The sequence below is a fragment of the Bradyrhizobium sp. 521_C7_N1_3 genome (assembly GCF_052075975.1).
GTDB classification, from domain to species: domain Bacteria; phylum Pseudomonadota; class Alphaproteobacteria; order Rhizobiales; family Xanthobacteraceae; genus Bradyrhizobium; species Bradyrhizobium japonicum.
This window is the reverse complement of sequence record NZ_CP197232.1, coordinates 7,713,681-7,728,217: the sequence shown is the minus strand read 5'-3', so window position 1 is coordinate 7,728,217 and position 14,537 is coordinate 7,713,681. Positions and strand designations below refer to the sequence as shown.

The window sequence follows — 14,537 nt, the reverse complement described above, 5'->3', positions numbered from 1 at the left end:
GCAAGCCTCCTGTTGGCACGTTCGGGGCACATCGAGTTTTGCGCTTGATTCCAGCGATCGCAAGCCAGCTCCATCGAAGGTCGAAATTTTCGGCAGGATTGTGCTATTTCGGTTGTACCGCAGCGCGGTTGCATCGCGCTCGGTCGGCTCAACATCATCCTGCAGCGCAGAAAGCGATCGCTGCGCTGCGTCCCGTATCGTCGCGTCTTGGGTGTCGCCGCCATATTTGCGTGGCACGAACTGCATAGTCATATGCCGGAATTCATGCCAGTCATGCGAGGTTTTGGTCTTCGGAGAATACAACCTGCTGGCTGAGGGTAAGATCGAGCGTATAATCCGATCTATTCCCTAGGGCGTTTCCTGTAGTCCGGTGATCGATGCTGGGACGACTGGAGAGGGGAGCTTTCGAGATTGAGCGTTGAGTTTGACCTCGAAAACGACCCGGAAAGTTGGGTGCGTACCGTGAAGCCACACAGTTCTCCTGCTTGCGAGCCGGCGCGTCCCTTTATCGACGATGACCTGATTGGCCAGGACGCAATTGGCGATCGCTCATATTGGACACACTCCGAAGAGCTCCTTTTCGCGGTCCGCCCCTCACGTGGCGGGCGCTTCGTGTACGAGGCAATCAATCAGGCCTTCGAGGCTCTCCTTGGAATGTCGCAGCGGGAGGTCCGAGAGCTGGACGTCTTCGAATGTCTTGCCAAGGAAGACGCCGAGCGTCTTTGTGAAATCCTCCAGGCATGTCTTGCGGAAGGAACCGAGGCCAAAACCCAGCACAGTCTGATGCTCGGCGGCTTGCTGCGGGATGTCGAGACAACCGTTGTTCCGATCTTCCATCCCATGGCCGGCAACGCGACCCGGTTGATTGGCGGTCATCGGTTACTCCACAAGGAGGGGCTCGACGGTGTGACTGAAGAGGCTGCTTTCCTTCACAGGGACGTCAGCCTGATGTCCATCCGCGAGGACATCCACCAGCGGATCGCATCGGAGCTTCATGATTCGACATGCCAGGAGCTGGTTGCCGCCAGTCTTGGTGTGATGCGTGTCCGCACTTGCCTCGATAATCCGCGCGGCGTCGAGCGGCTTTGCGATGATATCGACGCGTCGATCGACGCGGCACTCAAGGAAATCCGTTCCCTGACCTATCTGCTCCACCCCCAGGATCTGACGGACCGGGGACTCAAGGCGACGATCGAGCAGCATGCCATGGGGTTTGGTGCACGTACGTCGTTGCGGGTGAGCACGAGGATACCCGCCGCCGTCGATAAGCTACCTTACGCGAGCCAGCTCTCGGTGCTGCGGGTCATTCAGGAGGCGCTCACGAACATATTCCGCCACGCGAAGGCGACGGAGGTCAGGATCGTCGTCGAGGCGATCGAGGGTCACTTCCATCTGACGATCAGCGACAACGGCCGCGGTTTTCCGGTCGATCACACAAAACGTGGCAACCGTGCGATATCGCCCGGTGTCGGCATTCGCGCCATGAGAGCGAGACTTAAGCAGCTTGGGGGCACGTTCGAAATCCGGTCCGATCTTGCACCGCGACATTCCGGCACGACGCTCTGCGCGGTGTTCCCGCATGGTCTCATGACCAAAAGGCGCAGCCGGCGCGCGTCACTGAAATCATAAGCCAGCGTGTGCACGGAATGACGGAGATCAGGGACCCCGAGGGCAGGCAGTCTCTGTCCGTCGGTTCCCGGAGTTCCCTCCACGAAACGAAGGCTGATCGACGATAGTCGTGTAGCGGTCCGATTTGGGCTGCGCGCGGGCAAGACCCGTCGATATCTGATTGGAAACGCCGATGTTTGGTACATCCGCCCGGAGATATCAGGGTTTTGTAGGATAACCCATTGGAGGATAATCGGTAGATTGGCACACCTGACTGCTGGAAATCTCCATCCATTGCCCGACAGGTTCTGGGCCCGCATACGGGAACGACGCCGTGAAACGCATCGTGATTGCGGATGATCATGAAGTCGTACGTTCCGGGCTCCGAGCGATCGTTGAGACCCGTTCAGACTGGATCGTCAGCGGAGAGGCGACCAACGGCGAGCAGGCTGTTGCCGTGGCGGTGGAGACGCGTCCGGACGTCGTGATAGCCGACTATTCGATGCCGCTGATGAACGGACTTGAGGTCAGCCGCCGCCTCAAGTCGATGCACCTGCGCACCGAAGTATTGATCCTGACGATGCACGAGAATGAGGAATTGCTGACAGAAGCCATCCTGGCTGGCGTTCGCGGCTTCCTGTTCAAATCGGACGCCAGTAGGCACCTGATCTTCGCGATCGAGGCCTTGCTCGATGGCAGACCTTACTTTACGGGCGTTCTGTTGGAGAAGTTGCTCCACGAATACCAGGCCGGCAAGCAGAATACGTCCGACATGCTGCTCACCGCGCGCGAGCAGGGCGTTGTCCAGCTTATTGCAGAGGGACACACCAACAAGTCGATCGGCGTCATCCTGAAGCTGAGCGTAAAGACCGTCGAGACCCACCGCGCGTCAGCGATGCGCAAGCTCAGAATGTCATCGACGGCCGAGCTGGTCCGCTACGCGGTTCGTAGAAAGCTCGTCAATCCTTGATGGAGCTTTCAATACGAGTCGCCGCCTCGCTAGTGGTCAGCGACAACGCGCTCTCCCGTTGGAAATGCCGCGATTTTCGCTGGAGCGACAGCGGTGCTGCCAAAGGTCCGGACTTGGGCAGACCCACTCCAGGAGCATCCGGGCATTTCCTTCCAGTGGCCCGAGGCTCGAAAGCACGACGTTGATCTCCCGAATTCGACGATACAACGTCGAGCTCGGCACACCTGGCTGACCGGCAGCCGCCGTGGCATTCTGGCTTTGGTCGTGCGCGGTTTCCTCTTTTGGGATAAGGTGCCGGCACCCGGATGACGACGGGAAACCATGAAGGGGAGCTTGGAATGAGCTCTCAGCCAGTGTCGGGAACCGTGGTGCAACGAACCATTGCCGTCCTGGGCTCGGCGGCTTTCTTCGTGGTCGCCCCATGTACGCTGGCGGGGCTCATTCCATGGTCGATCACGGGTTGGCAACTCCGGCCGCCGTTCCTTGGTCTGGAGCTGACGCGCGGCATCGGCGCGATAATGATTCTCGCAGGCGTGCCTGGGCTCGTTGACGCATTTGCGCGTTTCGCGCTGCAGGGTCTCGGCACCCCCGCGCCCATCGCGCCGACCCGGAATCTCGTGGTGACCGGACTGTACCGTTATGTGCGTAATCCAATATACGTCGCGGTCGTTGCCATCATCCTGGGTCAAGCGGTGCTGATGGGCGATTCGCGCCTCATCGTCTACGGCGCGCTGCTCTGGCTCTTCTTCCACGTCTTCGTCGTGGCGTACGAAGAACCCACGCTCGAGCAGACGTTTGGGAGTGAGTACGAGACGTTCCGCGCCGCCGTCCCGCGCTGGATACCGCGGATGACCCCATGGCGGTCGAAATGATCGGTGGCCCGCGGTTGTGCGAGCCGCTGCTCGCGACCGCTTCACCGGCGCCGCGAGCAGGCACGCTAACGGCCCTCGGAAAAGAACATCTCCCCATCGGCGAAGCGGTTGGGTTTCAGGGGCATCCCAACGCGATACGACAAACTCGCTCGGAACTAGTTCTCAGCCCTGTGCCTCGGGCGCGCGAATGCGCTTCTCGTCCTGGCTGAGACGCTGCGAGCAGCAGCTCGCCATTGGCTAACTCCATCGCATGGGTTTTCCGCCGTTGGCCGCACTCTCCTGAGCAAGTATTGCGATGCGCGTGGCGCGCAGGGCCTCGTTTGCCGCAATCTGCAAGGTCTCGCCGCGCGCGAGATGATCAAAGACGAAGCTTGCGGGCGAGGCGCCCACGGGCAGGTCGATTTCGCGCCGGGGTCTCGTCGCCGTCTCGACGAGCAGTCGATTTTCCGCGAACAGAACGTCAGCACGACCCTTTGTCCCGGAGATCCGCATGGCATAGTCGCCGTGCCGTGGCGATGCTTCGGGCTGGATCCAGTCGACTTCGATCGCGAATTCCGGTCCGCCATCGCAGGCGAGAATAGCACGCCCCAGCGCGGGAAAGTTCGTCGTGCCGGCAGCCGGGGTCGACGAAATCCAGCCGCTGATCGTGCCGCTGGTGTATCCCGTCAACCAAAGGGCCAGATCAATATCGTGGACCGTGAGGTCAGCGAGGATGCCACCATAGGTTGATGGTTCGAACATCCACGCCGGGCGTCGGCTTGGGACCAGCTTGTGCGGCCCGGTTGCAGTGATGGATACAATGTCTCCAAGTTGGCCGCTGTCGATCACGGATCGGAGCGCGAGCGTGACCGGATAAAACCGCTTCTCGAGCAGAAGGGTGAGCAAATTGCGCCCGGCGAGCGTCTCCTCGATAAGCGCGAGCTGGGCCAGGGTCACGGCCATGGGCTTATCGGCGATGGCGAAGATGCCGCGGCGTAGAAGTTCGACGACGATTGGAGCGCGAAGACTGAATTCAGTGAAGACTGCTGCGGCCCGAACCCGATGCGCATCCAGAAGCGCATTCGGGTCGGCGTAGCCGGGCGTCTTCGTACGTCGTTCGAGCTCGGTGCGCCGCGCTGGGTCATGGTCGGCGACGGCCACGACCCTGACGTCGGTTCTGACAGCGATCTCTGACAGCACGTATTCGACATGCGGGTGGGCTGCGCCGATGATGGCGATGTCGAGCACCTCGGAGCTAGCTGGCATGAATGGCCTCCGCTGCGATCTCATTGGGGCTGACGGCGCGACCTTCGGCAGCCGAGCGATAGACGGCGTCAACCAGTCTCGCAGCTTCGAACCCATCCCTGAACGTGCTCGCAGGCGGCCGTCGCTCCCGGACGGCTTGAACGAAGTCGCGCCATTGCGCGACATGTCCTTCGATCCCGATCGCCTTGGGATCGCTCGCGGCGCTCCCAACCCCGGCGGCGCTTGGCGGCTCGGCAACATCAGCAAAATCCCAGCGCACGATGCTGTCGTTTGCGAGCTCGCAACTGCCGCGATCGGTGAACAGTCGAAGCACGGCCGGCCGTCCTGGAGGCAGCGCCGTGCTCGTCACGATCACACCTAACGTGCCGGACGCGAAGGAGAGCAGCGCCGCCGTCGTGTCCTCGACGGCGTGCGTGTGTCCGAGCGTCGCCGTCTTGCCCTGAACACTGTCGACGGCTCCGAATAGCCAGAGCATCAGGTCGAGATTGTGAACGCCCTGATTGAACAGCGAGCCGCCGCCATGCTCGGCTTCGCTGCGCCACGGCTTCTCCGCATAGTAGGCGTCGGAGCGGTACCAATGGATCGCCGCCTCGATCAGGCGCGGCTGTCCGAGCCGGCCAGTGTCGAGCAGGGTCTTGATCGCCTGGTGCTGCGGTTCGAGACGGCGCTGCGAAACCACGCCACAGGTCAGCTGCGAGCGCTCGGCGGCACGGACCAGGGACGCCGCCTCGGCCGGATCGACGCAGAGCGGCTTCTCGACCAGCACGTGCCGTCCCGCCTCGATCGCAGCAAGCGCGACGTCATGATGCGCGCCGCTTGGGGTGCAGACCACGACCGCGTCGATCCCGGCATTGGCCAGCATCGCCTCGGTGGTCGCGAATGCCGGGACGTCTTCGCCATTCTGGCACGCCGCAATTTGCTCAGGCGTGCCGCCGGCGATCGCGGACAAGACGGTATCGTCGAGCGCCCGTATTGCCCGCGCGTGTGTTTCGCCGATCGCTCCCGGACCGATCAACCCGATGCGAAGCCGGTTCATGTCTCAGTCCTCAAGAGTTGCAGCGATAGGGTCGGCCCGCGACATAGACGGTCTCGGGCGCGAGCGACCCATCCTCGCCGAGACGGAAGCGCAGCAGGTCGGCCGGTGCTCCCACCGTCAGCGCAGGCAGGTTGAACGGCAGACGCGGATTGACCGTCGCGAGCCTCAACGCCTCAGCCAGGGTCAATCCGGCCATGCGTCTGGCCGTGGCTACTCCGAACACGAGGCTGACGGCTGCGCCCGCCAGAAAGGATGTGCCGACGACTTCCAGCCGGCCGTTCGCCTTCAACTCGACCTTGCCGCCGATCGGCGCGTCGTAGATTCCGGGTGCGCAACCCGCGAGCGCGGCGGCATCCGACACCAGGATCGATCGCTCCAGCCCCTTTGCGCGCAGCATGGCCTTGAAGGTCTCGCGAGGAAGGTGATGACCATCGGCGATGAAACTCGCCCACAGCCCGTCCTCGGCCAGTTGCGACCAGATCGGGTTGGGATGTCGCGGCAGCGTGGCCGCGATGCCGTTGCCAAGATGCGTCGACAACATTGCGCCCGCCGCGACGGCGGCGGAGATCTGATCCGGTGCCGCGCTTGTATGGCCGAGGGCAACACGGACGCCGCGCGCATGAAGGCCGCGCACATAGGCGTCCGTTTCCGGCCAATGCGGCGACAACGTCACGAGGCCGACAAGATTTCCGCAGGCCGCCTGCCACGCGTCAAACTCGTCGAGGCTCGGGGGCCTGACATGTTCGGCCGGATGCGCACCGCGCGGACCATCTTCTGGCGCGATGTGCGGGCCTTCGACATGCACGAAGGGCATTGCGTGCTTGAGAAACGGATCGCTGTCGCGCGCCTGCGCAATGGTGCGCAATGCATCGATAATCGCATTATGCGATGCCGTGATGAGCGTAGGGGCAAAACGCGACACGCCGCTGTTGTGGACGGCCGTGACGAGATCGCGGACCGTCTGGAGATCAGGACGGCCATTGAGATCGCAGCCCGCAAAGCCGTTCAATTGCAGATCGAACAGGCCGAGCGACAGCCACAGTCCGTCATCGTCACCGCCGGGAACGATGTCCGTGATCCGGCCGTCCTGAATAACGATGGTGCGATTCTGTCCGGTCTCCGGATCGCGGCCCGAAACGCGCGTTGCCGGATCTATCATGCGCGCACCGGTGTCAGTGAGAGCTGCGGCGGCGTTGAATCCTGGTCGAGATACAGCGCGCATCGCGGATGCGTGCGGAGCGCGCTCGCCGGGCACTCGGCCCCGATCGGACCGTATAGCGATCGCTCGACGGCGGCGCGTTTGGACGCGCCGGGCACGACGCAAAACAGCCGGTCGGCATCCAGCAGCCGGGGAATCGTCAGCGTGATCGCATGTGTCGGAACATCGCCGAGCGTCGGGAAGCACTCATCGTCAACCTGCTGCTGCCGGCACACTGCGTCGAGCTCGACGATCTTGACCGACTTGGTGTCGTGCAGATCGGCGACCGGCGGGTCATTGAAGGCGAGGTGACCGTTCACGCCGATTCCGAGGCAGATGATGTCGATCGGGGCTTCGCCGAGAAGGGCCGCATAGCGTGCTGCTACCCGCTCCGGATCCGGCTCCTGCCCGATCAGGTGAACCGCGCCGAAAGCGATGCGCGAGAACAAGTGACGCGTCAGCCAAGCCCCGAAGCGCTCCGGCGCGTCCGCGGGAAGTCCGAGATATTCGTCCATGTGGAAGGCTGTGACGCGCCGCCAGTCGATATCGCGCTCGCGAGCAAGGGCATCCAGCATCTCGGTCTGGCTCGGTGCCGCCGCGAAGATCATCCGCACGTTGCTCTGTCGTCCGAGCTGGTCGCGGAGCGCAGCAGCGACGTCCGCGGCGGCCGCCCGGCCCATCGCATCCCGCGTTTCAAACGTCGCGATTGAGGGAGTCACCGAAGCCGTCATGCTCATCCATGGTCTGCCGGGCCTGCACCTTACCCTCGAGCGGAATGTGATGCAACCGGTTGCATGTCAAGCTTGCGCCCCGGGCCCGGTCGGGGCATGTCTAGGTGAAGGGTATGCAGAGGAGGCGGCCTGCGGTGGAGCGCGATTCCGATAGCGGCGGGGAGGGACGTCCATCGGTCGTGCCGACGATCAGTCAGGTCGCGAAGGCCTCCGGGGTCTCGCGCGCCACCGTATCGCGCGCCTTCTCGCGGCCGGAGATGCTGACCGAGGAGACCGTCCGGCGCGTCAAGGAAGTCGCGGCCAAGCTCGGTTATGTGCCGAACCAGGTCGCGCGTGCGCTTTCGACCGGACGCCACGGCAACGTCGCGCTCATCGTCTCGGATGTCGCGAACCCGTTCTTTCCGCCGCTGATCAGGGCGGCGCAACTGCGCGCCGACCAGGCCGGGTTGTGCGTCTTCCTCGGCAATTCGGACGAGGATCCCGCGCGAGAGGAGTTGCTGGTCGGCCGCTTCATCGGCCAGGTGGAGGGACTTGTCCTCGCCTCGTCGCGCCTGGACGAAGAGCGTATCCGCCGTCATGCGACGCGCCGGCCGCTGGTGCTCATCAATCGCGATATCGAAGGCATTACGCGGGTCCTGATCGACACCGCGCCGGGCGTGGCGGCCGCGATCGCGCATCTGGCCGAACTGGGGCACCGGCACATCGCCTATGTCAGCGGCCCCACGACGTCGTGGTCGAACCAGCAACGGCGCAACGCCGTCCGGCGCGAGGCGGAGAAGCGCGGGCTCAAGGTGATCGCCGTGCCCGCGCGTCCACCCTCCTACGACACCGGCCGTCTGGCGGCCACGCAGATCGTCGCCAGCGGCGTCACCGCGGCGATCGCGTTCGACGACCTTGTCGCTCAAGGCTTGATGGCAGGGTTGGCTGCGCTCGATGTCGAGGTGCCCAAATCGTTCAGTGTCGTCGGCTGCGACGACGTCCTCGGCGAAACTACCTACCCTCCGCTCACCACCGTGTCGGCGCGCTGCGCCGATGCCGGCGACGTCGCGGTCGGTCTGCTGCTGAGCCAGATGAATGGCGGCGTGTCGGGCGAGATCCGCCACAAGCTGAATTCCCATCTCGTCATTCGCGCCTCGACCGGGCCTGCGCCTTTGAAGCGGCGAGGCCGCTGACGATTTCATCAATGGCCTTCGAAAGCGGCAACGGATCGCAATTGACACGCAACCGGTTGCATGCGAGCTTTTTCGCAGGATTTGTCCCATTCTGTATTGCGAGAATGACCCTCATGATGAGACCCGTCGGCAGGTTCGGCTACATCACGCGTTCCGAGGACAACATTCGCCCGGCGAATTCGGGGCGCCGGTCATGGATATCGGCCGCGCTGTCGCTGGCGCTCGCTGCCGCCGTGCCGGCGTTTGCGTCTCCTGCTTCGGCGGAGAAGCTGACCATCTGGAGCGGGTGGCCTGATCTGGCCCCGTTCTACAAGCGCGTCGGCGACCAGCTGAAGAGCAAATATCCGGATCTCGAAATCAGCGTTGAGGCCATTGCGCTACGCGAGCACGAGAAGCGGTTGGCACTTTCGCTTCCATCAGGCGCGGCCGGGGACGTCATCGAGATGGAGGTCGAGGCGGCACGGTATCTCGAGGCCGGCCTCATCCCGGAGCCGCCGGCGTCGATCGTCGATTTCGTCAAAGCCAATTACGACATGACGCGCGTGAAGACCGCCATGTACGAGGGCAAGATCTTCGGTGTGCCGTTATTCCAGGGGCAGGGCGCGCTGTTCTACAACACCGAGATGTTCGCCAGGGCCGGCCTCGACGGTCCGCCCAAGACCATGGCCGACTACACCGCTTACGCGCAGAAGCTCGCGCAGCGCGATGCGTCCGGCGTGCCAACGGTGAGCGGATGGAGCTTGCGTCTCAGCGGCGGCGGTTCGGGCATCGCCGAGAAGTACTGGACCATCCTCTATAATCACGGCGGAACGCTGTTGCAGGAGAAGGGCGGAAAATGGCGCGCCGCCTATGCGAGCGAGGCCGGCCGCGCCGCGCTCATGCAGTATCTCGACAACGTCGTGGTTTATCGGACGGTGACGCCCGAGATGAAGGCCGATGCGGAGGCCTTCGAGCTCGGCCAGACCGCGATGTTCATCCGGGAATCCTGGGTGATCGGCGACGTCGCCAAGAAGGCGCCCAATCTCAAATACGCCACGGCTCCACTGCCCAAGGGCACGCTGATGGTCCCGGTCGATCTCTACGTGCCGAACAAGGGACCCAAGAGCCAGATCGCCTGGGATTTCGTGCAAAAGGCCAACGAGCCGGAAAATCTGCTCTGGCTGCTCGAGAACACGGCCTGGGTTCCGAACCGCAAAGGCCTCGACTACTCCGCCGTGCTCAAGAAAATCCCGCAGCTCGACGCCTTCGTCAACACGCCGCCCGGCCACGTCTTCTTCACGGTCCCGGCGATCAGCCCTGCCAGCGAAATCCTCACCCGGCTCGCGGCGCGGCTGGAGAAGGCGTTCACCGACAAATCGCTGGCCGGCAGCGACGCCGCGATCGATGCTTTTCTGAAGGCCGCGGCCGAGGAGAGCGACAAGATCCTGGCCCGGGAAGACCTGCTGGCCAAACCCTAGACTCCATCGACAGGGACCCACTCAATCCAGGCGCCGGTGGCTGACCGGCGCTTGCCGGAGGATACATGCGCACTACGCCGAAATGGCTGTTTCCAGTTCTGGCGTTGCTTCCGGTCCTCGGCCTCTATGGCTGTATCCGCGTCTATCCGATCATCGAGACGCTGCGGCTCAGCCTCTTCCAGTGGAATATCATCTCGCGGCGCAAGCCGTTCGTCGGTCTCGCCAACTTCGTCGAGCTGGCGAGCGATCCGCTGTTTCTCGAAGCGATCTTCAACACCACCATCATCGCCTTTAGCGTCGTAGCGATCACCATCCCCGTCGCGCTTGTGCTCGCCGCCTTGATCAACACCCGGCAGGCGCTGCGGCGCAGCGGTGTCTATGAGGCCTCAGTCTTCCTGCCGCACGTCGTCTCGCTGGTTCCGGCGGCGATGGCCTGGAAATGGATTTTCGACGCCCGGCTCGGACCACTCAACGCCCTGATCAGCCTTGTCGGGATTCCGGCCCAGTCATGGCTGTTCGACCCTGTCCTGTCGCTGGTGTGCCTGATCGTCCTCTGCTCCTGGCAAGCGATCGGCTATGCCGTCTTGATCTTCCTGGTCGGGCTGAAGAACGTCCCGGAGGCGCTCTACGAGGCGGCGCGCCTCGACGGCGCCTCGTCGTTTCAGGCCTTCCGCTACATCGCCGTGCCGCTGCTAAAGCCTGTCATGCTGTACGTGTCGGTCATCACGCTGATCTCGTCCTACAACATCTATGCGCAGGCCTTCGTGCTGGCATCGGATGTCCAGGGTGCGCCGGGGCATCTCGTCCGGGTGCTCGTCCTCGACATGCTTGAAAACAGCTTTCGTAACTACCGGGTCGGCTACGCTGCCGCCGAAGCCGTCGTCCTGCTTGTCATCGTCCTGATTTTGACCAGTGCGCAGTTCAGGCTGTTCCGCGACAGGAGCCGCGCATGAGCGAGCACGAACGCGAGCATCCGTCCGTCGTTGGTCAGAACGGTGTCGTCGGCCTCGTGATCGACGCCGTTCTTGGCGCCGTCAGCCTGATGATGCTCCTGCCGCTGGTCTTCCTGATCAGCAACGCGTTCAAGACGCCGCCGGAGCTGCTGGCGTGGCCGCCGACCGTCATCCCGCACCAGCCGACGCTGGACAACATCGTCAGCGTTCTGCGCGAAACGCCGCTGTTTCGCTGGATCGGAAATTCGCTGATCTTCGCGACACTCTCGACCGCGAGCATCGTCTCCACATCGGCGATCGCAGGTTATGTGCTCGGCAAGTTCGATCTGCCGGGGATCCCGGTCATCTTCGGCGTGATCATCGCGACGGCGGTCGTTCCCTTCGAAGTCTACATGATCCCGCTGTATCTCAACGTCCAGTCCGCCGGACTGTTGAACACCTGGCCCGGGCTCCTCGTCGGCTATCTCATCATGAGTTTCGGCATCTTCCTGGTGCGGCAATATGTGATGACGTCGATCCCTGACGAACTGCTGGAGGCTGCCCGGGTGGATGGCGCGGGCGAGCTCTGGATCTTCCTGCGGATCGTGCTGCCGCTGATGCGAGGCCCGTTGGGCGCCCTTGCCGTGCTGGCGTTCTTTCAGGCCTGGACTGCCTTCGCGTGGCCGCTGGTCGTCATGACCAACAAGGAAACCTATACGCTCGAGGTTGGGCTCGCCTTGTTTCAGACCGGCTTCACCGTGGACATCGGTCGCCTCAGCGCGGCCGCGGCGCTGGCGCTGGTTCCGAGCGCACTGTTCTTCTCGCTGATGCGTCGAAATTTCGTGCGCGGCGTGGCCTCCAGCGGCCTGAAGGAGTGACGGGTTGGTTCTGGGCGAAACTGGTGCGGCAGGTCTGCGATCGAAACTTGAACTTGGCGCATTTCGTTCCGTCGGTGATAGTGTGACTACGCCAGTCATTCCCGGCGACCGACGGCAAGCGAATTTCCATTCGCATCCTGCCGGCTAGTCGCCGCGGTCTGCCAAGGTCAGCGTCTTGGTTCGCGTTGACTGGAAGTGAGTAAAAAAGTTCATAGGAAAGCAAGCCAGGCGGGAATGGATCGTGAGTTTCTTCGAGCGTCTAAAGACAGAAGCATCTGCTGAGTGGCGGGCCTACACCGAGCATCCCTTCACGAACGGATTGGCAGATGGCTCGCTCCCTGAAGCCGCATTTCGTCACTACCTTGCTCAGGACTATCTGTTCCTCATCGAGTTTGCGCGCGCCTATGCGCTCTCCGTCTACAAGTCGCCCAAGCTTGCCGACATGCGTGAAGCTGCGGCCGGCCTGTCGGCCATCCTTGATGTCGAAATGAGCCTTCATGTGAAGCTGTGTGCCGGTTGGGGTCTATCCCCGAGTGACCTTGAACAAACTCCTCCGGCGGTCGAGATGCTGGCCTACACACGCTACGTGCTCGATGCTGGAATGCGCGGCGATCTGCTGGCACTCAAGGTGGCGCTTGCCCCCTGCGTGATCGGGTACGCGGAGATCGCAACGCGGCTCGCCTCGCGCCCCGATGCGGACGCCGGGACGAACGCCTATCGGATTTGGATCGACGAGTACGCTGGCGCGCCATACCAGGAGGTCGCGGCGAAAGCGCGTGCGCATTTGGAGCATCTCGCCGATCTCTACGCGACGCCGGCTCGCGAGGCAGAACTGATTGCCATCTTCAAGGAAGCCACTCGGCTTGAGGCAGACTTCTGGGAAATGGGCTGGCGTGTGGGCCAGCGTGTCGAATAGCCCTTCGGCAATCGTCAAGCTCATAACCCGAAGGTCAACCAGTCAATCGCATCGGGGCAGGCTGCTATTGGTCTTGGATTGCGAGACCACTTCAATACGTGAACGAGGTCCCCGGTGCGCAAGCGCTGTCCTCGCCAACGATAGGCGAGATGCAGGATCGCCAAGTCATTAGTATTGTTCAGTCGCGTGCAGTGTTGGAGATGGAGATCCTGGCACGCCATCGCTCTTCAAACGTGTCGGAGCCCTCTTTCAGCGCCAACGCTTGTGCATCGAGAGGATTGCCGGGCTTGTTAGCAATGAGGATACCTGTAGCTTCCCCGCGAGAACCGGGTTGGGGACGCTGCTCTGTAGGCCATTCCAGCAATGCTTTCGACAGCATGGGTTTGCCCGCGTACCAGCATTTTCGTCCGTCGATGATACGGTAGGACCACCATTGCCCTTGCGGATTTGGCGGCATTGCGGCGCTGCATTGTTGCTTGGCATGCAGACTGGTCGTTTCGAACGATGAGAGCGCAACAATGCCAACGGTTAAAGAAAACGCTTGGAGTGGTTTGCGCATGGGCGGGCTCAATTGCCGTGTTGCTGCAAACGACTTACAGCAACGATTAAAGCGGGCCGCTCGAGAACTTCCACCAACTCTTCAAGGATACGCGCATGGTCCTTGGGACGGGGCTGAAGGAACTTTTCCAATATGAGTTGCGCGTCGCTAATCGCTTCCAGGGCTAATTGCTGATCAGTCATCACTACTTACTCATCAATTAGTTGCGCTGAGAAAGTCAGCGAAGGGAGCGATCAAGTCAGCTTTGAGGAATATCCCCGGTCTTCTCTTCACTTTTTATTTCAAATCTCGCGGTGTCACCTCGGTCAATGTGCGAAATAATCCCACTAGACCGTAGGTAGCCCTCTCCCGCTACCAATTCCCCCGAGGGCGTTCCGAGCCTGCCATGGTCACGAAGGGCGAAGTTCGCTCTACGGTCGGCGGTGGCGTCAGGCGTCGGCGATCAGTGAGGCGATGTCCTCGATCGGACGCCGGCTAAAGTCCTTCACGAGCTCCCCTAAGATCTTGTCTCTCAGGTCGCGATTGAAGTGCTTGCGCATCTCTCCCAGGGTTCTGGGGTCGGAGACGACGACCAAGTGTTCTATGGTCCCGTCCAGGCTGAGCTTGTTCAGGAAAGCGGCCGTCGCTGCCGCGAAGTCGTCCTCGACGAGCCGCCTCCCGTCGGGGTTGGCAGAGCCGGTACGATGCCGCGCACCCGAGCCCGAGTGGGCGGACTGAGGCGGAGCCGCCGTGATCTCGACCAAGTGCACTCCAGGTTTCACGCCCGTATTGTGGAACAGGCGGATCGTCTGGCCGTCAGCGACAGCTACCGTCGCACCGGTAGGCAGAATCATCGAAAGACCTCCCGTTCACGATCCCGCACCAACACGGCGGGCAATGTACTTGTCAGCCGGCGTCTTGCTGCGGCTCTTAAGCTCCCGGCACGAGAAGTCGCTGCGTTGGAGAACGCCTTCCCGGCCGGTC

15 protein-coding genes are annotated in these 14,537 nt (G+C 62.5%); 8 read left to right on the top strand and 7 right to left on the bottom strand.

The genetic code is table 11. From position 1 onward, the window contains the following. Positions 1-411 precede the first annotated feature (411 nt). From AB7008_RS36380 to AB7008_RS36370, 3 genes are all read left to right on the top strand, one after another. A complete protein-coding gene (locus AB7008_RS36380) occupies positions 412-1,629 on the top strand; it encodes a sensor histidine kinase (RefSeq protein ID WP_441260351.1) in 1,218 nt (405 codons plus the stop codon). Positions 1,630-1,942: 313 nt separating this feature from the next. Beyond that, entirely contained in the window at positions 1,943-2,578 is a 636-nt protein-coding gene (locus AB7008_RS36375; RefSeq protein WP_028152046.1) for a response regulator transcription factor, read from the top strand. Between the two features lie 338 nt (positions 2,579-2,916). After that, complete coding sequence (locus AB7008_RS36370; RefSeq protein ID WP_304490916.1) at positions 2,917-3,450, top strand: methyltransferase family protein; 534 nt, start codon at positions 2,917-2,919, stop codon at positions 3,448-3,450. A gap of 237 nt (positions 3,451-3,687) precedes the next feature. On the opposite strand, the gene AB7008_RS36365 is transcribed toward AB7008_RS36370, so the two are convergent. The 4 genes from AB7008_RS36365 to AB7008_RS36350 are packed head-to-tail and all read right to left on the bottom strand — an operon-like array spanning position 3,688 to position 7,666. Next, positions 3,688-4,695 carry a Gfo/Idh/MocA family protein gene (locus AB7008_RS36365; RefSeq protein WP_304490915.1) on the bottom strand — a complete coding sequence of 336 codons (1,008 nt, stop codon included), beginning with the start codon at positions 4,693-4,695 and terminating at the stop codon, positions 3,688-3,690. Continuing rightward, entirely contained in the window at positions 4,685-5,731 is a 1,047-nt protein-coding gene (locus tag AB7008_RS36360) for a Gfo/Idh/MocA family protein (RefSeq protein WP_304490914.1), read from the bottom strand. The genes AB7008_RS36365 and AB7008_RS36360 overlap by 11 nt, the downstream gene beginning before the upstream one ends. A gap of 10 nt (positions 5,732-5,741) precedes the next feature. Beyond that, complete coding sequence (locus tag AB7008_RS36355) at positions 5,742-6,890, bottom strand: N-acetylglucosamine-6-phosphate deacetylase (protein ID WP_304490913.1); 1,149 nt, start codon at positions 6,888-6,890, stop codon at positions 5,742-5,744. Beyond that, a complete protein-coding gene (locus AB7008_RS36350; RefSeq protein ID WP_304490912.1) occupies positions 6,887-7,666 on the bottom strand; it encodes a glucosamine-6-phosphate deaminase in 780 nt (259 codons plus the stop codon). Before AB7008_RS36350 ends, AB7008_RS36355 begins: the two co-directional genes overlap by 4 nt. Positions 7,667-7,794: 128 nt before the next feature. On the opposite strand from AB7008_RS36350, the gene AB7008_RS36345 reads away from it, so the two are divergent. The 5 genes from AB7008_RS36345 (at position 7,795) to tenA (ending at position 13,015) form a co-directional block, all read left to right on the top strand. Beyond that, entirely contained in the window at positions 7,795-8,832 is a 1,038-nt protein-coding gene (locus AB7008_RS36345; RefSeq protein ID WP_028156896.1) for a LacI family DNA-binding transcriptional regulator, read from the top strand. 113 nt (positions 8,833-8,945) lie between these two features. After that, positions 8,946-10,289 (top strand): extracellular solute-binding protein, encoded by a 1,344-nt coding sequence (locus AB7008_RS36340; RefSeq protein ID WP_304490911.1) that lies wholly within the window; start codon positions 8,946-8,948, stop codon positions 10,287-10,289. A 65-nt stretch (positions 10,290-10,354) separates the two neighbouring features. Beyond that, positions 10,355-11,242, top strand: coding sequence for a carbohydrate ABC transporter permease (locus tag AB7008_RS36335; protein ID WP_304490910.1), 888 nt, complete (start codon positions 10,355-10,357; stop codon positions 11,240-11,242). After that, positions 11,239-12,099 (top strand): carbohydrate ABC transporter permease, encoded by an 861-nt coding sequence (locus AB7008_RS36330; RefSeq protein WP_014493426.1) that lies wholly within the window; start codon positions 11,239-11,241, stop codon positions 12,097-12,099. The genes AB7008_RS36335 and AB7008_RS36330 overlap by 4 nt, the downstream gene beginning before the upstream one ends. Before the next feature lie 241 nt (positions 12,100-12,340). Beyond that, positions 12,341-13,015, top strand: a complete 675-nt coding sequence (gene tenA, locus AB7008_RS36325; protein ID WP_248879216.1) for a thiaminase II — start codon at positions 12,341-12,343, stop codon at positions 13,013-13,015. A 178-nt stretch (positions 13,016-13,193) separates the two neighbouring features. On the opposite strand, the gene AB7008_RS36320 is transcribed toward tenA, so the two are convergent. From AB7008_RS36320 to AB7008_RS36310, 3 genes are all read right to left on the bottom strand, one after another. Next, complete coding sequence (locus AB7008_RS36320; RefSeq protein ID WP_244464182.1) at positions 13,194-13,574, bottom strand: hypothetical protein; 381 nt, start codon at positions 13,572-13,574, stop codon at positions 13,194-13,196. 8 nt (positions 13,575-13,582) lie between these two features. Next, positions 13,583-13,756: a hypothetical protein gene (locus tag AB7008_RS36315; RefSeq protein WP_193375691.1), complete on the bottom strand. Its 174-nt coding sequence runs from the start codon at positions 13,754-13,756 to the stop codon at positions 13,583-13,585. Positions 13,757-14,002: 246 nt separating this feature from the next. Continuing rightward, positions 14,003-14,407: a baeRF12 domain-containing protein gene (locus AB7008_RS36310; protein ID WP_014493429.1), complete on the bottom strand. Its 405-nt coding sequence runs from the start codon at positions 14,405-14,407 to the stop codon at positions 14,003-14,005. Between the last annotated feature and the right edge of the window lie 130 nt (positions 14,408-14,537).